Source organism: Nocardioides sp. REDSEA-S30_B4 (assembly GCF_001627265.1).
Taxonomy (GTDB): domain Bacteria; phylum Actinomycetota; class Actinomycetes; order Propionibacteriales; family Nocardioidaceae; genus Nocardioides.
The window spans coordinates 57,503-77,149 of sequence record NZ_LUPI01000098.1 but is presented as its reverse complement, the minus strand read 5'-3'; the positions used below and the strand labels follow the sequence as shown (position 1 = coordinate 77,149).

At 72.0% G+C, this 19,647-nt stretch carries 27 protein-coding genes and 1 tRNA gene; 17 read left to right on the top strand and 11 right to left on the bottom strand.

What is annotated here, in order from left to right:
* Window positions 1-147 precede the first annotated feature (147 nt).
* From A6R01_RS17060 to A6R01_RS17040, 5 genes are all read left to right on the top strand, one after another.
* Entirely contained in the window at window positions 148-354 is a 207-nt protein-coding gene (locus tag A6R01_RS17060; RefSeq protein ID WP_292608457.1) for a hypothetical protein, read from the top strand.
* A 116-nt stretch (window positions 355-470) separates the two neighbouring features.
* The gene (locus A6R01_RS17055) at window positions 471-758 is read left to right on the top strand and encodes a WhiB family transcriptional regulator (RefSeq protein WP_292608454.1); all 288 of its coding nucleotides are present in this window, start codon (window positions 471-473) and stop codon (window positions 756-758) included.
* 82 nt (window positions 759-840) lie between these two features.
* Entirely contained in the window at window positions 841-1,005 is a 165-nt protein-coding gene (locus A6R01_RS17050) for a hypothetical protein (protein WP_292608451.1), read from the top strand.
* Window positions 1,006-1,067: 62 nt separating this feature from the next.
* Window positions 1,068-1,232 carry a hypothetical protein gene (locus A6R01_RS17045; RefSeq protein ID WP_292608448.1) on the top strand — a complete coding sequence of 55 codons (165 nt, stop codon included), beginning with the start codon at window positions 1,068-1,070 and terminating at the stop codon, window positions 1,230-1,232.
* Window positions 1,233-1,366: 134 nt separating this feature from the next.
* A complete protein-coding gene (locus A6R01_RS17040) occupies window positions 1,367-1,528 on the top strand; it encodes a hypothetical protein (RefSeq protein ID WP_292608445.1) in 162 nt (53 codons plus the stop codon).
* Here the strand turns inward: A6R01_RS17040 and A6R01_RS17035 are convergent.
* Together A6R01_RS17035 and A6R01_RS17030 are read right to left on the bottom strand one after the other, a co-directional pair.
* The gene (locus tag A6R01_RS17035; protein ID WP_292608443.1) at window positions 1,459-2,454 is read right to left on the bottom strand and encodes a TOMM precursor leader peptide-binding protein; all 996 of its coding nucleotides are present in this window, start codon (window positions 2,452-2,454) and stop codon (window positions 1,459-1,461) included. The two genes, A6R01_RS17040 and A6R01_RS17035, sit on opposite strands and share 70 nt — an antisense overlap.
* Before the next feature lie 143 nt (window positions 2,455-2,597).
* On the bottom strand, window positions 2,598-2,756 hold the full coding sequence (locus A6R01_RS17030) for a DUF5679 domain-containing protein (protein ID WP_179530353.1): 159 nt from the start codon (window positions 2,754-2,756) through the stop codon (window positions 2,598-2,600).
* Window positions 2,757-2,919: 163 nt separating this feature from the next.
* Between A6R01_RS17030 and A6R01_RS17025 the strand changes: the two genes are divergently transcribed.
* The 3 genes from A6R01_RS17025 to A6R01_RS17015 all read left to right on the top strand — a co-directional run bounded on the left by A6R01_RS17025 (window position 2,920) and on the right by A6R01_RS17015 (window position 5,452).
* The gene (locus A6R01_RS17025; protein WP_292608440.1) at window positions 2,920-3,744 is read left to right on the top strand and encodes an enoyl-CoA hydratase-related protein; all 825 of its coding nucleotides are present in this window, start codon (window positions 2,920-2,922) and stop codon (window positions 3,742-3,744) included.
* 121 nt (window positions 3,745-3,865) lie between these two features.
* Window positions 3,866-4,921, top strand: a complete 1,056-nt coding sequence (locus A6R01_RS17020; protein ID WP_292608438.1) for a PHP domain-containing protein — start codon at window positions 3,866-3,868, stop codon at window positions 4,919-4,921.
* Window positions 4,922-4,930: 9 nt separating this feature from the next.
* Complete coding sequence (locus A6R01_RS17015; protein ID WP_292608434.1) at window positions 4,931-5,452, top strand: M48 family metallopeptidase; 522 nt, start codon at window positions 4,931-4,933, stop codon at window positions 5,450-5,452.
* A 9-nt stretch (window positions 5,453-5,461) separates the two neighbouring features.
* On the opposite strand, the gene A6R01_RS17010 is transcribed toward A6R01_RS17015, so the two are convergent.
* Window positions 5,462-6,022: an NUDIX domain-containing protein gene (locus A6R01_RS17010; RefSeq protein WP_292608432.1), complete on the bottom strand. Its 561-nt coding sequence runs from the start codon at window positions 6,020-6,022 to the stop codon at window positions 5,462-5,464.
* Window positions 6,019-7,470, bottom strand: coding sequence for a zinc-dependent metalloprotease (locus A6R01_RS17005; protein ID WP_292608430.1), 1,452 nt, complete (start codon window positions 7,468-7,470; stop codon window positions 6,019-6,021). Before A6R01_RS17005 ends, A6R01_RS17010 begins: the two co-directional genes overlap by 4 nt.
* A gap of 83 nt (window positions 7,471-7,553) precedes the next feature.
* On the opposite strand from A6R01_RS17005, the gene A6R01_RS17000 reads away from it, so the two are divergent.
* The 7 genes from A6R01_RS17000 to A6R01_RS16970 all read left to right on the top strand — a co-directional run bounded on the left by A6R01_RS17000 (window position 7,554) and on the right by A6R01_RS16970 (window position 13,985).
* Window positions 7,554-8,000 carry a molybdenum cofactor biosynthesis protein MoaE gene (locus A6R01_RS17000; RefSeq protein WP_292608481.1) on the top strand — a complete coding sequence of 149 codons (447 nt, stop codon included), beginning with the start codon at window positions 7,554-7,556 and terminating at the stop codon, window positions 7,998-8,000.
* A 16-nt stretch (window positions 8,001-8,016) separates the two neighbouring features.
* On the top strand, window positions 8,017-8,238 hold the full coding sequence (locus tag A6R01_RS16995; RefSeq protein ID WP_292608427.1) for a hypothetical protein: 222 nt from the start codon (window positions 8,017-8,019) through the stop codon (window positions 8,236-8,238).
* A gap of 47 nt (window positions 8,239-8,285) precedes the next feature.
* Entirely contained in the window at window positions 8,286-9,344 is a 1,059-nt protein-coding gene (locus tag A6R01_RS16990; RefSeq protein WP_292608424.1) for a S16 family serine protease, read from the top strand.
* On the top strand, window positions 9,341-9,958 hold the full coding sequence (locus A6R01_RS16985) for a PPA1309 family protein (protein WP_292608421.1): 618 nt from the start codon (window positions 9,341-9,343) through the stop codon (window positions 9,956-9,958). Before A6R01_RS16990 ends, A6R01_RS16985 begins: the two co-directional genes overlap by 4 nt.
* The gene (locus A6R01_RS16980) at window positions 9,955-12,894 is read left to right on the top strand and encodes a UPF0182 family protein (protein ID WP_292608418.1); all 2,940 of its coding nucleotides are present in this window, start codon (window positions 9,955-9,957) and stop codon (window positions 12,892-12,894) included. Before A6R01_RS16985 ends, A6R01_RS16980 begins: the two co-directional genes overlap by 4 nt.
* A gap of 170 nt (window positions 12,895-13,064) precedes the next feature.
* A tRNA-Met gene (locus A6R01_RS16975) sits at window positions 13,065-13,138 on the top strand.
* A 259-nt stretch (window positions 13,139-13,397) separates the two neighbouring features.
* Window positions 13,398-13,985: a hypothetical protein gene (locus A6R01_RS16970; RefSeq protein WP_292608415.1), complete on the top strand. Its 588-nt coding sequence runs from the start codon at window positions 13,398-13,400 to the stop codon at window positions 13,983-13,985.
* Window positions 13,986-14,049: 64 nt separating this feature from the next.
* On the opposite strand, the gene A6R01_RS16965 is transcribed toward A6R01_RS16970, so the two are convergent.
* From A6R01_RS16965 to A6R01_RS16935, 7 genes are all read right to left on the bottom strand, one after another.
* The gene (locus A6R01_RS16965; protein WP_292608412.1) at window positions 14,050-14,400 is read right to left on the bottom strand and encodes a hypothetical protein; all 351 of its coding nucleotides are present in this window, start codon (window positions 14,398-14,400) and stop codon (window positions 14,050-14,052) included.
* Window positions 14,397-14,639 (bottom strand): hypothetical protein, encoded by a 243-nt coding sequence (locus A6R01_RS16960; protein WP_010832688.1) that lies wholly within the window; start codon window positions 14,637-14,639, stop codon window positions 14,397-14,399. Before A6R01_RS16960 ends, A6R01_RS16965 begins: the two co-directional genes overlap by 4 nt.
* Window positions 14,636-14,932, bottom strand: a complete 297-nt coding sequence (locus A6R01_RS16955; protein WP_179530431.1) for a hypothetical protein — start codon at window positions 14,930-14,932, stop codon at window positions 14,636-14,638. The genes A6R01_RS16960 and A6R01_RS16955 overlap by 4 nt, the downstream gene beginning before the upstream one ends.
* The gene (locus A6R01_RS16950) at window positions 14,929-15,168 is read right to left on the bottom strand and encodes a hypothetical protein (RefSeq protein ID WP_179530432.1); all 240 of its coding nucleotides are present in this window, start codon (window positions 15,166-15,168) and stop codon (window positions 14,929-14,931) included. Before A6R01_RS16950 ends, A6R01_RS16955 begins: the two co-directional genes overlap by 4 nt.
* A complete protein-coding gene (locus A6R01_RS16945) occupies window positions 15,165-15,461 on the bottom strand; it encodes a hypothetical protein (protein WP_292608409.1) in 297 nt (98 codons plus the stop codon). The genes A6R01_RS16950 and A6R01_RS16945 overlap by 4 nt, the downstream gene beginning before the upstream one ends.
* Before the next feature lie 75 nt (window positions 15,462-15,536).
* On the bottom strand, window positions 15,537-16,541 hold the full coding sequence (locus A6R01_RS16940; protein ID WP_292608406.1) for a DUF932 domain-containing protein: 1,005 nt from the start codon (window positions 16,539-16,541) through the stop codon (window positions 15,537-15,539).
* 115 nt (window positions 16,542-16,656) lie between these two features.
* Window positions 16,657-18,246: a ParB N-terminal domain-containing protein gene (locus A6R01_RS16935; RefSeq protein WP_179530435.1), complete on the bottom strand. Its 1,590-nt coding sequence runs from the start codon at window positions 18,244-18,246 to the stop codon at window positions 16,657-16,659.
* A 309-nt stretch (window positions 18,247-18,555) separates the two neighbouring features.
* Here A6R01_RS16935 and A6R01_RS16930 point away from each other — a divergent pair, with 309 nt between their 5' ends.
* Both A6R01_RS16930 and A6R01_RS16925 read left to right on the top strand, forming a co-directional pair.
* On the top strand, window positions 18,556-19,011 hold the full coding sequence (locus A6R01_RS16930) for a hypothetical protein (RefSeq protein ID WP_179530436.1): 456 nt from the start codon (window positions 18,556-18,558) through the stop codon (window positions 19,009-19,011).
* Between the two features lie 241 nt (window positions 19,012-19,252).
* Entirely contained in the window at window positions 19,253-19,645 is a 393-nt protein-coding gene (locus A6R01_RS16925) for a single-stranded DNA-binding protein (RefSeq protein ID WP_179530437.1), read from the top strand.
* Window positions 19,646-19,647: the final 2 nt, after the last annotated feature.

The following is a 19,647-nucleotide window of genomic DNA, read 5'->3' as shown; positions in this document are numbered from 1 at the left end:
GAGGCTGCCAGAAGAAAATCAAGAAATAGTCAATAAATGGTTTGCCCCTTACACGCGGCAGGCAGTAACTTCCTGCTCACGCCCTGTTGACCCGCGCACCACGGTCCTGACAAGACCGGCGCCAGACACCTGAAGGAGGTGGCCCCCATGGAGAACATCACGCGCCAGACGACGGTCCTGAACCCGTCGCGCCTCGCCATGCCCGCGTACGGCCACCTCTGGACCTCCGTCCAGGGCTCGATCTCCGGTGTCGTCGTCGGCACCGGCGTCGTGCGCGATCGCGGCGCCAAGACCGCCATCGCGGCCTTTGCACCCGCGCCGGGTGACTCCGCCTGGAGACCGCCGATCTGTTGAGACCAACAGTCATCGGCACCTCTCCAGGCCGCGGAACCCGAACCGGGATCCGCGGCCTTCGTGTTTCCCGGACCGCCATCCGTGACCGATCCATCGAGAGGAGGTGAATGAGACCGATGACTGTCAGCGTCCTCGAGCTCCACGACGAGCTGGACAAGACCGACGACGAGTCGATGCCCTGCCGGGTCAACAACCCCGAGCTGTGGTTCGCCGAGTCGCCCGCCGACGTCGAGAGGGCCAAGGCCCTGTGCGTGGACTGCCCCGTGCGCAGCCTGTGCCTCTCGGGTGCCCTGGAGCGTCGTGAGCCCTGGGGTGTCTGGGGCGGCGAGCTGTTCCTCCAAGGCGTCGTCATCCCGCGCAAGCGCCCCCGTGGCCGTCCGCGCAAGAACCCCGTGGCCGCCTGAGCCACGGCACCACCCAGCAGCACCGGCACCACCAGCACCGCCCCCAGCAGCACCTCCACCCACCACCGGAAGAAGACCCACCATGTCCCACCAGACCGAGTCCCTGGCTCGCGCGCAGATCAGCGCCCGCCTGGGAGAGGCACAGCGTCGGCGCCAGGGCCACGAGCTCGCTCGCGCCCACCGCTTCAGCCGGCGCGCCGAGCACGCCGCCGTGCAGGCCCGCCTCGCCCTCGCCCGCGCGCTCTGAGCGCCCGACACGAAGAAGAACTGATCACCACCATGAACCACGACCCGAACCGGAGCACCACCATGAATCTTATGCACGAGAACCTGGCCCGCGCGCAAATGTCCGCGCGCCTGGGAGAGGCGCACGAGCTGCGACGGGGCCACCAGCTGGCCCGTGCCAAGCGTTTCGGCCGCAAGGCCGAGGCGGCTGCTCAGCAGGCGAGGCTGGCCCTCGCCCGGGCTCTGTGAGCCTCGCTGCGCCAGGCACCACACCACCCGACGCCTGATCGCGGGCGTCACCCGGGAGCCGGGGTCACGACGGAGAGTCCGTCGGACCCCGGCTCCTCGGCATTTCTGCCCAGGTTCCTGCGTAGGGTCGGGACATGCGCACCTGCGACTTCTGCGGCCGCACCGAGGAGGACGACGCCGCGACGCTCACGTGGAGCACGTCGGTCGAGCGCGGACGCCGCCAGACCTACTGCGACACCTGCTCGCGGGAGAACCTCCGCTCGATGGAGGGCAAGCTCGACTCCGACTTCTGGTGACCCGGGGCAGGCTCGTCGTGCCGGCCGCCCAGCTCGGCCCATCCGCAGCCGCAGCGCGGGTGGCGGCGGTGGACCCGCACCTCCGGGGTGAGGCCGGGTCCCAGGGTGATCGTCGTGGACCAGGTGCTCGGCTGCTCGCCGTCCAGCCAGCGCACCAGGTCGTGGACCGCCCACCCCGTCGCGACCTGCCACAGCGTCGGGTCGCAGGGTGAGACCACGGTGGAGCGGGCCAGCTGCTCGACCAGCAGCGGCCACCGCGGGTCCAGCTCGGTGGCGTGCGCATCGAGGCAGCGCAGGCAGGCGGTGCGCCCCGGCGCCACGAACGGGCCCAGCACCACCCGGTCGAGGGCCGGCCGCACCAGCAGGTGGGGCACGTCGTCGCGCTGGAGGACGTCGAGCTCCTCGCGCAGGGGCTCCCGGTCGCGCACGACGAGCACCGGGGTGTCGGGGGAGCGGTCCCGCACCCCTTCGACGAGGGGTACGCCGCTGGCGCCGATCAGTCGCGTCAACCCCGGCCGGTCGCCGGTCGGCACGTCGAGGTGCACGCCGACGTCACGCCGGGCCGCCCACCGGCGGGGTGCGGAACGCGGGTCGGCGCACCACGCCGCGGCGACCGCGCGTTCTGCCACCGGGTCCACCTCAGCCCGCGGGGAGGCCGTGTGCAGGGCGGCGCCGTCGACCAGCAGCTCGGCACCGGCCAGCCGCGCCAGCGCTCGGCCCGCGGGCGAGTCGGGGGCGGGTCGGTCAGTGGCCGCGTCGGGGCCGCCGGCGGCGAGCCGGGTCAGCAACCGGCGTACGTCGGGGTGGTCGGGCAGCACCACCGCGCGTGACCCCACCCCCACCTGCAGGTGGGCGGCGTCGCGGCGCAGGACGCTGAGCCCGGGGAGCAGCCGTGGGTGCTGGGGCAGGGCGGGGACGAGGGGCATGGGTCAGGTCTACCCGCTGCCGGCCGGTGCCCCGGGGAGTTCTCCACAGGCGCGGTCGACCCCGGAAGAGCCCGGAAAGCACCGGACCGGCACCCGCCCGAGGGGCAGGTGCCGGTCCGGTGAGGAATCCGCGGTGGGGCCGCTCAGGCCTTGCCGAGGATCCGGTTGAGGTTGGTCGAGCAGACCGGGCACACGGCCTTCGCCATGCGGGTGCCCTTGTCGTTGACCTTGATCTCGCCCTCGGCCTCGCGCTTCTCCTTGCACTTCACGCAGTAGAACTCGCCGCTCCAGGTCTCCGCCATGACGGCCTCCTTGCCTCTAGGTCTTCGCATCGGTGGCCCGCCGTCTGCCGGTGGGCCGACTCGACCCTACGGCACGCTCACGCCCAGGCGTGACAGGCACCCCATCCCGCGGGTCGCGGGTCGGGTGGGGAGGCCGTCGGGGCCCGCTGGTTGACTGACGACCATGACCTCCTCCGCGACCCACTCGACCGACGACCTCGAGCTCACCCACCTGCGTCTGGAGCGTCCCGCCGAGGGCGTGGTCCGGCTGGTCCTGGACAACCCCGACATGCGCAACGCGATGTCGGACGAGATGACGGCCTCGTGGGTCGCGGCCATCGACGCGCTGGCGGTCGATCCGACTGTCCGCGTGGTCGTCGTGACCGGCGAGGGCACGGCCTTCTGCTCTGGTGGCAACACCTCCTGGATCGCCAGCGAGCCCGACGCCGGCGTCGACCGGCTGCGGACGCGGATGATGGCCTTCTACCGCGCGTGGCTCTCGATCCGGCGGCTCGAGGTGCCGACCATCGCCGCCATCAACGGCCCGGCCATCGGGGCGGGGCTGTGCCTGGCGCTGGCCTGCGACATCCGCTACGCCCAGCAGGGGGCGCGGATGGGGGCGCCGTTCGTGAAGCTCGGCATGCACCCCGGCATGGCCGGCACCCACCTGCTGCCGCAGGCCGTGGGCCTGGCGGCGGCGCGGGACCTGCTGCTGACCGGCCGGGTGGTCCAGGACGAGGAGGCGGTGCACCTGGGCCTGGTCTCGCGGGTCCTGCCCGAGGCGACCTTCGTCGACGTCGTCCAAGAGACCGCGGAGGGCATCGCGGGCACCGCGCCCATCCCCAGCCGGCTCACCAAGGTGGCCCTGCAGGACGGCGGTCACGCCGACTTCGAGGCGGCGCTGCAGTGGGAGGGGCTGGCCCAGCCGGTCACCCTGGCCACCGCCGACCTGCAGGAGGGCATCCGCGCCGCGACCGAGCGCCGACCGGCGCGCTTCGAGGGTCGCTGACCCGTCTCCCCACCCTGTGGAGAGATCTGTGGACAGGGTGGGGACAGCGGTGTGGAGAGTCGCCGGGAGCGGTGGAGAACGCCGTGGCACGCTGGGGACGAGCGGTGGACAGGAGCGAGAGATGACCTCACCGGCGTACGACGACGGGCCGATCGCGGCGCTGCGCCGCATCGCCTTCCTGCTCGAGCGCGGTCGCGAGGACACCTACAAGGTCAAGGCGTTCCGTGGGGCCGCCGCGGCGCTGCTGCCGCTGGACCCCGACGACGTGGCTGCCCACGTCGAGCAGGGGACGCTCTCCTCGATCCCGGGCGTGGGTGCGAGCTCGGCCGCCGTGGTGTCCGACGCGGTCCGCGGCCGGATGCCCGAGAGGCTGTCCCGGCTCGAGGCCGAGCACGGGGGAGACCTGACCGCCGGCGGCCACGACCTGCTCGGCCAGCTGCGCGGCGACCTGCACTCCCACTCCGACTGGTCCGACGGTGGTTCGCCGATCGAGGAGATGGCGTTCACCGCGCTGGAGCTGAGCCGGGAGTACCAAGTGCTCACCGACCACTCGCCACGGCTGAAGGTGGCCCGCGGGCTCTCCGCCGAGCGGCTGGCCCGCCAGCTCGACGTGGTCGACGCGGTCAACGGTCAGCTCGACGGCTCCGGCTTCACCCTCCTCAAGGGCATCGAGGTCGACATCCTGGACGACGGCTCGCTGGACCAGACCGAGGAGATGCTGCAGCGGCTCGACGTGCGGGTGGCCAGCGTGCACTCCAAGCTGCGGATGGACGCCCCGGCGATGACGCGGCGGATGGTCGCCGCGGTGCAGAACCCGCTGGTGGACGTGCTGGGGCACTGCACCGGCCGGCTGGTCACGGGCGGGCGCGGGAAGCGACCGGAGTCGGAGTTCGACGCGCGGGCGGTCTTCGAGGCCTGCGCGGAGACGGGCACCGCGGTGGAGATCAACTCCCGGCCCGAGCGCCGCGACCCGCCGACGCGGCTGCTGGAGCTGGCGCGCGACATCGGCTGCCTGTTCGCCATCGACACCGACGCCCACGCGCCCGGTCAGCTGGACTTCCTGGCGTACGGCGCGGAGCGGGCCGAGGCCGCGGGCATCGACCCCGACCGGATCGTGACGACCTGGCCGAAGGACCGGCTGCTCGAATGGGCCGGTCGTCCCGTCGAGGCAGGCTAGGGTCCGAGCATGGCGGCGGTCGAGGTGCGCAGGTCCAAGCGCCGCCGTCGTACCGTCTCCGCCTACCGCGACGGCGACCGCATCGTCGTGCTCGTCCCGGCGACCCTGACCCGGGCCGAGGAGGCCGAGTGGGTCGAGACGATGGTCGCCCGCGTCGAACGCGCCGAGGCCAGGCGCAACCCCAGCGACGAGGAGCTGCTCGAGCGCGCGGTGTCGCTCTCGGACCGCTACTTCGGTGGCATCGCCGTCCCCGAGTCGGTGCGCTGGGTCGACAACCAGTCGGCCCGGTGGGGCTCGTGCACGCCGGGTGACCGGACGATCCGGCTCTCGGCGCGGCTGCAGGGGATGCCGACGTGGGTCACTGACTACGTCCTGGTCCACGAGCTGGCGCACCTGATCGAGCCGCACCACAATGACGGGTTCTGGGCGTGGGTGGACCGCTACCCGCAGGCCGAGAAGGCCAAGGGCTACCTGCTGGGCTGGTCCGCGGCCGCGGAGCTGGACGACCCGCCGGGGGAGTCGATCGACTGAGCGGCGGACTCAGCGCAGCGGTCGACCGAGGGTGCGGGCCCGCGCGATCGCGATCAGGTCGTGCATCTCGGCCTCCAGGCCGTCCGGCAGCCCGTCGACCGGCCACCAGCGCACGTCCAGCGACTCCTCGCTGGTGCTGGGCTCGGCGGCGTCCGGCGCCCGGGCGACGAAGCGGACGTCGAGGTGGTGCACCTCCCCGCGCGGGTCGCAGAAGGCCACCGCGTGCTCGTCGAGGTGCGCCGGCACCGGGTCGAAGTCGAGGGAGGCGAGGCCGGACTCCTCCAGGGCCTCGCGGTGGGCGACGCCGGCCAGGGAGGTGTCACCGGGCTCGCAGTGACCACCGAAGGCGAACCACCGACGCGCCTTGCGGTGCAGGTTGAGCAGCACGTGGTCGGCGGTCGCGTCGACCACGAGGGTCCCGGCGGTGAGGTGGTCGGGGAAGCAGTGGCGCCACGTGCCCTCGGGCTGGGCCCGCAGGTGCTCGACGTAGCGGACCCGCAGCGCCTCCTGGGCAGGGGTGGGGGCGTGCCAGTCGGTGAGGACCGCCAGCGCGTCGGCGTGCAGGCTCACTCCCCGCTGCTGTCCCCGCTGCTGTCCCCGCCGTCCTCGTGGTCGCCGGTGGTGTCCTCGCCGCCGAGCAGCCTGCGCAGCCCGGCGTCGAAGTCCTCCTCCGTCATCGCGTCGGGCGCGGAGGCGTCGGCGCGGAAGCCCAGCGGGTCGTCGAGGTCGGCGGCGGTGGGCAGCAGGTCGGGGTGCATCCACACCCCGTCGCGGCCCTCGATGCCCTGACGGCTGCGCAGCGAGCCCCACAGGGTGGAGGCGTCGCGCAGGCGGCGCGGGCGCAGCTCGAGCTTGACGAGCGCGGCGAAGGTCTCCTCGGCGGGACCGCCGGCGGCGCGGCGGCGGCGTACGGCCTCCTGCAGCTTGCCGGCCGCGGGCATCCGGGTGGCGGTGGCCTGGCCGACGACCTCGTCGACCCAGCCCTCGACCAGGGCGAGGACGATCTCGAGGCGCTGCAGGGCGGCCTGCTGGAGCGGGGACTTGGGCAGCTCGAACATGCCGCCCTCGATCAGCCCCTGCATGGAGGCGGGGTCGGAGGGGTCGATGCCGCGCATCTGCTCCTCGATGCGCGACTGGATCGCGTCGGTGTCGACCTGGATGCCGCGGGCGTAGTCGGTCACCGCGCCCACGACGTGCTCGCGCAGCCACGGGACGCCCGCGAAGAGCCGCTGGTGGGCGGCCTCGCGCAGCGCGAGGTAGAGCAGCACGTCGTCCTCGGTGACGTCGAGGCCCTCGGCGAAGGCGGTCACGTTGGCCGGCACGAGCGCGGCCTTCCCGGCGGGGGCCAGCGGGACACCGACGTCGGAGACGCTGAGCACCTCCTTGGCCAGGGTGCCGATGCCGGAGCCGGTCTGGCCGGCGAGCATCCCGCCGATGACCTTGCCGAGCATGCCGACCAGCGGGCCGGACATGGCGCGGGCCTCCTCGGGCAGCGCCGAGGAGAGGGCCTCCACCGACTGCTTGGCGATGGGCTCGACGAGGTGGCGCCAGGTGTCGGAGGTGGCGACGACCCACTCGGCGCGGGACCAGGCGGTGGTGCTGGTGATGCCCGAGGGCAGCTCGGTGGCGTCGTCGAGCCAGTGGTCGGCCAGTCGTACGGCGTCGGCGACCGCGTCCTTCTGCTTCTGCGTCGGGCTCGGGTCGGGGTCCTGCGCGACGGTCTTGCGGGCGGTGTCGAGCGCGAGGTCCCAGTTGAGCGGGCCGTCGTGGGGCGCCATCATCGCCTGGATCTGGCCGAAGAGCTGGGTGAGGTCGGGCATCTGCCCGCCGAGCTGCTGGCTGAAGCGGTTCAGCTGCTCGCCGAGGTCGCCCATGCCGCCCATCCCACCGGCCCCGCCCATCTGGCCGAAGAGCTGCTCGAAGGGCGTGCCCTTGAACGGGTTGGGCTGCTCGCCTCGGGACTCGTCGTCGGACCCGTCTCCGGAACCGTCGTGAGGGCGGTCGTCGCCGGTGCTCATGCGGCCAACGGTACGCCGCCCGGCCAACTGGATACGCTGCCCGGGTGACGCCGGACGAGACCGCTCCCGAGACCGCTCCCGACATCGCTCCGCAGACCTCGGGGACGGCTGCGCGGGTGCGCCTGGTCGACATCCGTGACACGCCCCTCGACGTGGCCGAGGTGCTCGACGCCGTCGGCGACGAGGCCGCCGGGGGAGAGACGGTGTTCGTCGGGCGGGTGCGCGACCACGACGGCGGTCGTGACGTCGCCGCGCTCGACTACTCCGCCCACCCCACGGCGATGAGCCGCCTGCGCGAGGTCTGCGAGGAGGTCGCGGCACGCCACGACGTACGCGCGGTGGCGGCCGTGCACCGCACCGGGGCCCTGGCCATCGGCGACATCGCCGTGGTCGTCGCGACCAGCGCGGCTCACCGCGGGCAGGCGTTCGACGCCTCCCGTGACCTCATCGACACCCTCAAGGCGCAGGTGCCGATCTGGAAGCACCAGCGCTTCACCGACGGCGTGGAGGAGTGGGTCGGGACCCCCTGAGGGTTACCGTGAGCAGGTGGAGATCCTGCTCTGGCTGGCGCCGGCCGCCGTGGTGACGGTGCTGGCGATGTGCTGGGCCGGCTGGGCCGGTCGCGAGCGCCGCGAGCCCGACCGCGAGGTGCTGCTGCAGCGCCTGGAGAAGGGCCTGAGCCGGGAGACCCCGCTGCGCTACGCCGCCGCGCGGCCCGAGCGCGACCGCAGCACCGGCATCGCCGTACGCCGCTCCCGCCGGACCTGAGCCGGACCTGGACCGTCCCGGGTTGCCCGGGATGAGAGGGTGAGCGCATGTCGCAGCGCACCCTCGCCGGGCTCCTGGCGGTCCCGCTGGTGCTCGCGCTGCTCGTGGCCGCGCTCTTCACCGACCTGCCCTACGCGACCTACGCCCCCGGCCCGACCGTCGACGTGCTCGACCAGCCCGGCGGCTCGGAGACCGTCGCGGTGCGCGGCGTGAAGTCCTACCGCGACGACGGCGAGCTGCGCCTGACCACGGTCAGCGTCAGCCGTGTCGACGACAAGCTGTCCCTGCCCGAGCTGATCGCGGCCTGGTGGGACGACGACGAGGCGGTCTACCCCTACGACTACGTCCACCCCGAGGACGTCACGGCCGAGGAGGACCAGCGCGAGGGCGCGGTGTCCATGGTCACCAGCCAGGACGTCGCGATCGCCAACGCGCTGCGCGCCCTCGACTACGACGTCGAGCCGACGCTGCAGGTCGCCTACGTCGTCCCGGACTCCCCGGCCGACGGCGAGCTGGAGGTGCGCGACGTGCTGCTGCGCGTCAACGGGCAGCGGGTCACCGACGCCGAGATGCTGGTGAAGGCGATCCGCCGCACGAAGGACGGCGAGTCGGTCGCGCTGGTGGTCGAGCGCGACCGGAAGCGCCGCATCGTCACCATCGAGCCGCGGGTGGAGGACGACGGGGTCAAGCGCGTGGGGTTCACCCCGGGCCAGGGCTTCCGCTTCCCCTTCGACGTGGCCGTCAACATCGACCCCGACATCGGCGGACCGTCCGCGGGGATGATCTTCTCGCTGGCCATCTACGACACCCTCACCCGCGGCTCGCTGACCGGCGGGGGAGCGGTGGCCGGCACCGGCACCATCGACCTCGACGGCAACGTCGGGCCGATCGGCGGCATCCAGCAGAAGATCGCGGGCGCCGAGCGCGACGGGGCCGAGCTCTTCCTCGTGCCCGCCGCCAACTGCGCCGACGCCCTGGGCGTCGACGACGGCGACCCGCGCCTGGTGCGGGTCGAGACCTTCGACGACGCGCTCGAGTCCGTCCAGGCCTGGGGCGAGGACCGCGACGCCGACCTGCCCAGCTGTGAGGAGACGCAGGACCAGTGAACGACCAGCCGCACGTCGAGCAGGACGGCCCCGAGACCCCGCGGGTGGGCGACCTCGACGTCGACCCCGCCCTCGCGGCCGCCGTGCTCGAGATCGAGCAGCACGTCGCCGCCGAGGGGTGGGACCGCCCGGCGCGGCTCTTCGCGCTCGTCGACACCAAGCAGCTGGTCGAGCGCGAGCCGGCGCTGGCCGCGGCGATGGGCCTCGACGACGCCACCTCGCAGGGGTCGCTGACCCCGGTCGAGCAGGACGGCCTGAGCGCGTCGGTGCCGCTGGAGCGCGCGCTGGAGACGATCAGCTGGCCGGCGGACGTCACCGGCTGCGCCGCGGTGGTCGAGCGCTTCGTGCTCCCGCCCGAGGCGGACGGCGACATCCCCGAGGACCCGGCCGAGGCTGCGGCGTACGCCGCCGCGCACCCGGCCCGCCAGGAGCTGCGCATGGTCGCCGGTGCGACGCGCGCGGGCGCGACGTACTGCGCGATGCGCTTCCGCAGCCACGACGACGACACGAAGGTGGTGGGGGGCGCTGACCTGGTGCCCGCCCTGCTGGAGCTGCTGACCGCCACGCTCACCGACGAGCACGGTGACGGACACGAGGAGAACGACCGCACGTGAGCAACACCGCCGAGACCCCCGACGTGCCGCCCCCCGCGGCGCGCAACCCGCGATCGCGGGCCCTGGTCATCACCGCCGTCGTGCTGGTGGCGGCCTTCCTGGGCCTGACGACGTTCTCGGGCTTCTACACCGACCGCCTGTGGTACGTCTCCGGCGGGTACGCCGGGGTGTTCACGACCCTGATCTGGACCCGGATCGGGCTCTTCGTCGTCACCGGCCTGTTGATGGCGCTGGTGGTGTGCCTCAACGTGGTGCTGGCCTACCGGCTGCGGCCGATCTTCGTCGGCATGGGCGACCCCAACGGGATGGGCCGTTACCGCGAGGCCGTCACCCCGATCCGCCGCCTGGTGGTGCTGGGCATCGGCCTGGTGCTGCTGGTCTTCACCGGCACCTCGGGGGCGGGGCAGTGGCGCACCTACCTGATGTGGCGCAACGGCGGTGACTTCGGCAGCGAGGACGTCTACTTCGGCCGCGACATCGGCTTCTTCGTCTTCGACCTGCCCTGGTACCACTTCCTGACCGACCTGGCGATGGCCGTGCTGGTGCTCTCGGTGATCGCCGCGGCGCTGACCCACTACCTCTACGGCGGCATCCAGCTGCAGTCCTCGGCCGGGGAGCGGATGAGCGGGGCCGCGCAGGCGCAGCTCTCGCTGCTGGTCGGGCTGTTCGTGCTCGCCAAGGGCGTGGACTACTGGCTGGACCGCTTCGACCTGCCGACCGAGACCGGCAGCCTGATCACCGGCGTCACCTACACCGACGACAACGCGGTGCTGCCGGCCAAGAACATCCTCATCGGCATCGCGGTGATCTGCGCGATCCTGTTCTTCCTCAACGTCTGGCGCCGCACCTGGATGCTGCCCTCGGTCGGTGTCGCGCTGCTGGCGCTGTCCGCGGTGCTGCTGGGCATGATCTGGCCCGGCCTCGTCCAGCAGTTCCAGGTCCGGCCCTCCGAGCTGGACCGGGAGCGCGACTACATCGGGCGCAACATCGAGGCCACGCGGGCGGCGTACGACCTGACCGACGTGGAGATCGAGCCGTACACGCCCGACGCCTCGATCGGCGCGACGCTGGCGTCACTGGACGGGCAGACCAAGTCGATCCCGCTGGTCGACCCGCAGGTCGTGCGGGCCGCCTTCGAGCAGACCCAGCAGGTGCGTGCCTACTACTCCGTCGCGCCCGTGCTCGACGTGGACCGCTACCCGATCGACGGCACCGACCGCGCGCTGGTGCTCGGCGTGCGCGAGCTGAACGTCGACGGCATCCCGGACCAGAACTGGACCAACACCGCGACGGTCTACACCCACGGCAACGGCATCATCGCGGCGTACGCCAACCAGCGCGGCCGCGACGACCGCAGCCAGCTCGACACCGAGTCCGTCGGCGACGAGAACGCCGGACTGGAGTGGGCGCAGGGCACGCAGGCCTCCGAGGACGACCTGCAGGAGGCCACGGGCGGCTACGAGGACCGCGTCTACTACGGCGAGCAGAGCCCGGACTACTCCATCGTCGGCAAGCCCAGCGAGGACGCCGAGGACTACGAGCTGAACCTGCCGCTGCAGGGCTCGGAGAACGGCTCGACCACGACGTTCGAGGGCGAGGGCGACGCCAGCGTCGGCTCGACCTTCAACAAGCTGATGTTCGCGATCAAGTTCGGCGAGCCGAACTTCCTGCTCTCGGGCCGCGTCAACGACAACTCCCAGGTGCTCTTCGACCGCGACCCGACCGTGCGGCTGCAGAAGGTCGCGCCGTGGCTGACCGTCGACTCCGACCCGTACCCCGCGATCGTGGACGGGCGGATCCTGTGGGTGCTCGACGGCTACACCACGACCGACCGGTTCCCCGGGGCGGAGAAGGACTCCTACTCCGACATGATCGACGACGCGCTGGCCGACACCACGACCGGTCTGCAGACGATCCCGACCGACCAGATCAACTACATGCGCAACGCGGTGAAGGCGACCGTGGACGCCTACGACGGCACGGTCACGCTCTACGAGTGGGACACCGAGGACCCGCTGCTGCAGGCGTGGAAGAAGGCGTTCCCCGGCACGGTCCAGGACAAGGAGTCGATCCCCGAGGAGCTGACCGAGCACCTGCGCTACCCCGAGGACCTGTTCAAGGTGCAGCGCTTCCAGCTGGCGCGCTACCACGTGACCGACCCCAGCGACTGGTACCAGTCGAACAACCGCTGGGAGGTCCCCGAGGACCCGTACGCGCAGCGCACGTTCCAGCCGCCGTACCGCCTCTTCGTCGACGAGCCGACCGTCGAGGGCGAGGACGAGACGTTCTCGCTGACCAGCGTCTACGTGCCGTACCAGAAGAACAACCTGGCCTCGTTCGTCTCCGTCGACTCCGACGCGACGTCCGACACCTACGGCACGATGCGGGTGCTGGAGCTGCCCAACGAGCAGACGCCGGGCCCGAACCTGGTGGCCAACCAGTTCGCCTCCGACGAGGAGGTGGCCTTCGAGCTCGCGCAGTTCGACCGCTCGGGGGCCCGGCCGGTCTACGGCAACCTGCTGACGCTGCCGGTCAACGACGGACTGATGTACGTCCAGCCGGTCTACGCCGCCCGCCAGCTCTCCGACGCCGCGTTCCCGATCCTGCGCTTCGTGCTCACCAAGTACGGCGACGACATCGGCATCGGCTCCACGCTGCGCGAGTCGCTGCAGGACCTGCTGGAGAAGTCCGGAGGCGAGGTCCCGTCCACCCCGGACCCGGAGCCCGACCCGGAGCCCGGCACCGAGGACCCGGAGGAGCGCGAGGAGCCGCTGGAGGGCTCGGTCGCCCAGCAGATCGACCAGCTGCTCACGCGGGCCGAGGCCGCCTTCGAGGCCGCGGACCAGGCGCTGGCCGACGGCGACCTGGCGGAGTACCAGACCCAGGTCGAGCGGGCCCAGGAGCTCATCGGCCGGGCGTTGGAGCTGCGCAACTGACGGCGTACGCCACTACAGAGAAAAGTGGAGCCTCGGATCAACCGGGTTGATCCGAGGCTCCACACTTTCTACTCGCTGGCCACTCCCGCTGGTCGTGGTGCGAGCGAAGCGAGCCACGAGACCCCCGATTTGGCCCGTCCGGAGCCGGTGTGTAACGTTGGGTTCACCGACGCGGGGTGGAGCAGCTCGGTAGCTCGCTGGGCTCATAACCCAGAGGTCGCAGGTTCAAATCCTGCCCCCGCTACAAGAAAGTGGCCCCTGACCTGCGGAAACGCAGATTAGGGGCCACTTGGTTTCTTGAGTCACATAGCCTTGTGTCGCGTTTATGTCCCGAAAACCTTCGCGCTGGCGGCTCATTGTGGCCCGGGGTTGGGGCCAGGGCTGGCGCTCGAGGCGGTCGCCTGGAGACGTCAGGCGTCCGATTTGGTCGTGCGAGGCGACGCGACTGCGGCGGCTCGCCAGTGAGCCGCAGGCAGGCGACGATGGCGACCAGGACAGCGACCGTGACGGCGCGCAGGGCGGCGACGATGCGGCGCTGGCGACCGCTGGGAGTGGGGGAGCGGGTGCCGGTTCGTCGGCTGGATGACGCCGGCCTCGCGGCGGTCGCGGCAGCGATCACCGATCCGGCCGTGCTCGCGCGGTACCGGACGAAGGTCGCCACGGTGCCGGGGAGCGAGTGTCTGTGGTGGACCGGCGCGGTTGCCGGTCGGTCCGATCGTGAGCGCACGGACGGCGGCGGACATGGCCGGTTCTGGTACGCGCCAGGGCGGGTGATCATCGCGCACCGGTTCGCGTTCGCGGTGATGAACGGGGTGGACGCGCTCGCGGAGGCGCGGCTGCTCGGGCATCGGTGTCACAACCCGCTGTGCCAGCGGATCGCACCGGATCACGTCGTGGTATCGAGCGCGGCGCAGAACCGCCGGGAGTGGTCGGTGCAGCGGCGGCTGCCGTACTGCCCGCTGGCCGATCCGCGCGGGCCGCGACGGCGGGCGCGGGAACTGCGCGACCTGGCGCGCGAGGACCCGCAGCTGGTGGCCGACGACCTCGCGCGGCTCCAGGAGCTGCTGGGCGAGCAACTGACGCTCTGGTGAGGTTGGGCGGACGCAGAAGGCCGCCCGCAGCGGACAGCGCTACGGGCGGCCTGCGGCCTGAGGGTCAGGCGGGCTCGCCGTCGAGGAGGCCCCCGAGCGTCTCCCACAGGTCGAGGTAGCCGTCAGCGTCCTCGGGCGACTGCTCGCCCCACGTGGCGTGAAGATCGCGGATGCGGTCGAGTCGGTCGAGACGGTCGGGGAGCGCGTCACGGGCGGCGGCGATGAACTCGACATCGGCGGCATGGCCGGTGGTCTTGAGGCCAAGCCGGTGGTCGTGCCCGGTGTAGTAGGCCACGAGGATGTTGTCGGGCAGCAGGGCGTCGGCGGCGGTGGCGCGGATCTTGTCACCATCCGGAGTCCAGGCGCCGGGCGTGGCGCGTGCCTCCAGAGCGCGCAGGGTGGCGTCGTCGCTCATGCGGGCTGGTCCTCCCGGGCGGCGAGGTCGAGCCGCCCGGATGCGGCGGTCGCCACGGCGGTGATCCGGGCGGCCAGCGCCCGCAACTCGGCGGGCGTGCCCTGGATCGCCACCACGTCGTCACCGGCGAGGGTGAGGACCGGCTGACGATGCTCACCGGCACCCACCCAGTCCTCGCCGGGGGTGAACACCTGGACGCTGGTCTCGCGAGCGGCCAGCCACTCGATGTGCGCGCTCATGGGGTCACCTCGGCGGGCGCGGTGCCGATGAGGCGGCGGAACGCCCCCACGTCGGCCTCCAGGGTGAGCAGACGCCGGTGCTGATCGTCGGCTCGTGCGGCGACCTCGGTCAGCACCTCCCGCAGGCCGTCGAGGAAGGCGACAACGTCGCGGGCGCTGAGGTCTCCGCGTGGCGGGATCGGCACGCGAAGGTCAGCCGCGTAGGGAACTGCGTTCATGGCTACGCGGATGGCGCGCTGGTCGTCCGCGCTGATCACAGTGCCGGTCGGGTCGGGCTGGGTCTGCTCGGTCATAACTGCTCCTGTTCGGTGGTGCGGTGGGTGTGCTCGGCGTGCAGGGCGTCCAGTGCCGTGGCAACACTGGACAGGGCCGCGTCCAGGTGGGCGCGGGCGGCCTCGGGGGTCCAGCGGCGTACGTCGCGCAGCCGGTGCTCGATGACGATCAGGTCGCAGGCCGTCTCGCTGAGGGTGTGCCGGTCCTTGGCGGCGCTGGCGTCGACGTCGGCGGGCGTGGCGGTCGGCTGGCTCATCGCAGGACGTCCTCGATCGCGCGGCGCTTGGCCTCGTCGAGCGTGCGGGTGTTGATCGCCCAGCGCTGCCCGTAGCCGCCGCCGATGTCGGCGTAGAACCCCGGGGCGAGGTAGGTCGCGTGGTCACCGGGCGTGATCCGGATCAGGTAGATGCGCCCATGGGCGTGGACGCTGGCGGTGTGCGCGGTCCAGCGACCCGGCCAGCGGTCGTCGGCGTCCACGGTGTGCCACTCCACCGGCGTGGTGTCGGGCGTCGCCGGGGCGGCGCTGGCGTGGGTGGTCGTGTCGGTCATGGCTCCTCCTTCGGTTGAGCCGGTGGCGGGCCGGACTCGGGGTCTCAGCCCGCCACCGCAGGAACTGGCGGACGGTCAGGCCGGGGCGAGCGCGGTCCAGGCGCGGCGCTTGATCCGGTCGGGGTCGTCGCTGGTGAGCCCCCGCGTGGCGCGGGCGGCGTGCTCGTCGCCCTTGGTGCGGACCGGGGCGTAGTGGTCGACGTACTCAGCCACGGCCTGGTAGCCGGCCCACGCGGTGTCGCGGATGCCGGCCTGGGTGTCGGCGTCGGCGAACAGCCAGTGCAGCCGGGAGCGGCGGCGGCGCTCGGTCTCGCGGACTCGCTTGGTGGCGTTGGCCTCGGCCTTGCCGAACGTGGCGTCGATCAGGGCATCGAACGCGGCGTCGGTCATGGTCTGCTGGATCAGCCGCTCGGCCTCGACCTGGAACGCGTCGACGTAGGTGAACGTCAGCCCGAGCGCGTCGCGGGCGGCCTGCACGGCGGCCTTGGCGTTGCGGGTGTGCCGGATCGAGAACGACGACTCGTGGTTGCGCAGGGCCGCGCTCTGGGTGTTCGCGCACACGACGCGGACCGGGGTGACGAGGATGCGGAACGCGCTTGAGCCGTCGTGGCTGTTGAGCGCGGCGATGTTGAGGTCGACGCGGTCGCTGCCGCCGACCGTGAGCGAGTCCGGCAGCTGCATCGTGATGAACACCTGCCGCCCGCCGCGCAGCGACCCGGCGGTGTCGAAGATCGCGCCCGACTCGTCGGCCAGCAGGTTCAGGAACTCGGCGTGGTCCTCGTTCTGCAGCGGGGTGTAGCCGCCGCCGACGACGCCGAGCGCCTCGGGCGCTCCGGTGAACGGGTTGGTGCGCACCGTGGCGAAGCCGGGGACCTCGATGGCGGTGACGCCGCCCTCGCTGACCTCGGCGGTGGTGAGCGGCAACTTGCGGACGTCCCAGCCGCCCAGGTGGCCGAGCCTCATGGCCTCCTCGGCGGTGAACGCGCGGTCACGGACGGTGGTGCCCAGCCGGTGCCAGGCGTCCTTGCGGGCGAAGACGGCTGCTGCCTGCGTGCCGTGGGTCTCGATCTCGTGTGACATGTCGGGGTCCTCCCTGTGTCGGAATCAAACGATCTGACTTCATTCTATGGTTTCTATTCCACTTAGGCGGTTCTCCACAGGAAGAACCGCCCTCAGGTGGGGGAGGGGGAGCCGATCAGGTGGCGCTGTCGCTGGCCTCGTCGGCGTCGTCGTCGCTGTCGTCCTCGGTGCTCGGCTGCGGCTCTTCGCCGAGCAGGATCCGCTCGACCTCGCTGGGCTGGTAGCCCCACTCCACGAGCGCGCCGAGCACGCGGGAATCCCACGCGGTCGGGTTGCGCCACGAGTGCTTGCCGGTCGTGGCCTCCCACGCGGCGACGATCGCGGCGAGGGTGGTCATGGTCGCGGCCTTCGGCGTGCTCGCCTTGGTGGCGATCTTGTGGCACTCGTCGTGGCCCGCGCCGTAGTAGCCGGTCGGGACGTCGATCCCGAGCAGCGTGAAGATCATCGGGTGCCGGTGGTCCATGGCCTTGCTCAGCGAGTGGTGGCCGGTGACGACGGCCTCGCAGATCAGGGCCTCGGCTCCCTTCGGGGCGGTCTTGCGGGCCACGAACCCGGCCAGCCACTCGCGGCGCACCGTCTCCGCGCTCGCCCAGGCCTTGTTGTTGGCGATCACGCGGCGGCGCTCCTCACGGCGGGCCTCGACATCCTCCTCGCTCTCGCTCTCGTCCCCGCTGTCGGCGGTGGTGCTGCCGGACCCGCCGCCGCGACGACGCAGGCCGGAGGCGGCGAGGTCGGTGACGACCCACACCGGCACGTACTGCTGGTAGGGCTCGGCGGGCTCGTAATCGTCGTCCTCCTCGTCGCTGCCGTCCTCGCTCTCCTCGTCGTACTCGTCCTCGGGGTAGACCCACTCCTTGACGACCTGGACGCGAGCGCCGGGAACGTTGGGCCACTCCTCCTCGGGCAGCGGCTCGCCGTCCTCGGTGACCAGCCGCTCGATGCGCAGCACCTCGTCGGCCTCCGCGACCTCCTCGGCGCTCAGCACCGGCAGGCCCTCGGCGCGCAGCCGCTCGACCTCGGCGGCGTCGGCCTCGCGCTCGGCGGCCTCGTCGCGCAGCCGCTGGGCCTCGTGGGCGAGCGAGCGACGCCACCGCTTGGCGTTCTCCAGGCGCTGCACGGCCTCGGGGTCGTGCTCGAACTCGGCGAAGATCGCGGCCTCCTCCAACGTCAGGTCACCGGAGTCGAGCCGGTTGCGGCTCTGGTCGGCCTTGGTGACCGCCAGGGCGGCGTTCACGGTCGGGCGGTCGATGCTGGTGCGCTTGGCGATCTGCGCGGCGCTCACGCCGAGCAGGGCCAGCTGCTCCACGCCAGCGACGATCTCGGCCTCGCGCATCCCGGCGCGGTGAATGTTCTCCACCATCTGGTCACCGATCCGGTCGGCGTCGGCGGGCTGGGGCACGACGCGGGCCGGGATCAGGCCGGTGGGGGTGCCGACCTCGGCGGCGGTCACGGTGCGGCGCTGGCCGCGCAGCAGGACGTACTGGCCGGCCTCGTTGCAGTAGACCGTGACGGCCTCCAGCACGCCGCGCTCCTTGATCGACTTGCGGAACTCCTTGTGGTCGGGGCGCAGGTCGGTCCGGACGTTGCTGCCGATGATGATCTCGGCGGGGTCGAGGTACAGGAACTCCTCAGCCTGGACGGGCTCGGCGGCCTCGGTGGCCTCGTCGGCGGCGGTGTCGGCGGGGGTCTGGATGGTGTGGGTCATGCGGCTGTCCTCCGTGAGTAGAATAGAAAGAACTGACAGGACTAAGTCTCCCAGCGGGGGCCGACGCCTACCGGGCCACAGGGCGAACCTGTGGAAAGGTGGGCGCCCGGCGAGGGTGGGGAAAGCCCGGCCTCACGGGCGCGGACTCTGCTGCGGCGGCGCGGCGCGGCTGCACCTCGTAGCTGGCTGGAACGGAAGGAATCGAGCGAGGGTGGGAACGGCTGAGCAGGGCCTCGACCGGGAATGCAGCGGCGTTGGTGTTAGCCGCAGCAGCTCGACGCCGGCGGACGACACCAGGGGAGTGATCAGGTGACGAGCCAGACCACGATCCCGGTCGGGATCTACTGGAAACCCGGCGTGTGGGACCTCGCACGATCGGCCTACCTCGCAGACCTGGACACCGACGCCGAGTCACCCGGCTCGTTCGTCGGCTGGCTCGCCCAGGCGCTCGAACTCCACGCCCGGCGCTCACCTCAGCAGCGGTCCGAACTCGCGGCCGCGGGTGAGAAGCATCCCGCCCTGGTCAGCGTGACCCGCAAGAGCTTCAACAAGAAGCACGACCTGCCCGCCTCGACCATCGAGGCGGTCGAAGACGCGCTCGTGGCCGACCGTCAGGAGCTCGGCCGGATGCTCGCCCGCTCGGCGTTCGCCCAGGAGGCAGTGATCGCCGCGGCCGAGGAGGCCCGCCGGCGGCTGGGCCGCGACCTGCCGCCGCCACCGCAGAAGCTCAGCAACCGACCGCCGCGGCGCCGGCCTGCCCGGTAGCCGGCGAGGACGACGCCGGCAGTTGGGTCGGCACCTCGTCCTAGCGTGCTTCCCAGCGCCCCGATCCGGTACCCGAGAGCCGGTCGGGGCGCTTCTGCGTCCCCTGGGTGATCTCCCGCTGGCCGCCCGCCGAGCTCGAGCGGTGGAAACGACTTCGGCCGGTGTGATCGCTGCCGGGCCTGGATGACACCTAGGTGACTGCGGGACCGATCAACGTCTCGCAGTCACCTAGGAGGAAGCCATGTCCACCACCGTCACCTTCGCCGGCAACCTGGCCGAGGCACCGGAGCTGCACCACACCCGGGAGAACAACAAGCCGTTCGTCACCTGCCGCGTCCTGGTCAACCGCCGGATCCAGAACGACCAGGGGGAGTGGGTCAGCGACGAGCCCACCGCCCACAACGTCAAGATCTTCGGCTCGGCAGCCACCCACGTACACGACAGCTGCGGATCCGGTGACCCGATCTTCGTCCACGGCCTCGAGCGCACCGAGAGCTGGCCGGACAAGGAGACCGGCGAGAAGCGCACCAAGGACGTCGTGGTCGTCGACAACCGCTTCGGCGAGGTCGGCATCTCGCTCAAGTACGTGTCCGCGCGCATCGACCGCGCCCCGCACGCGGCCCAGGCCAGCTGAGG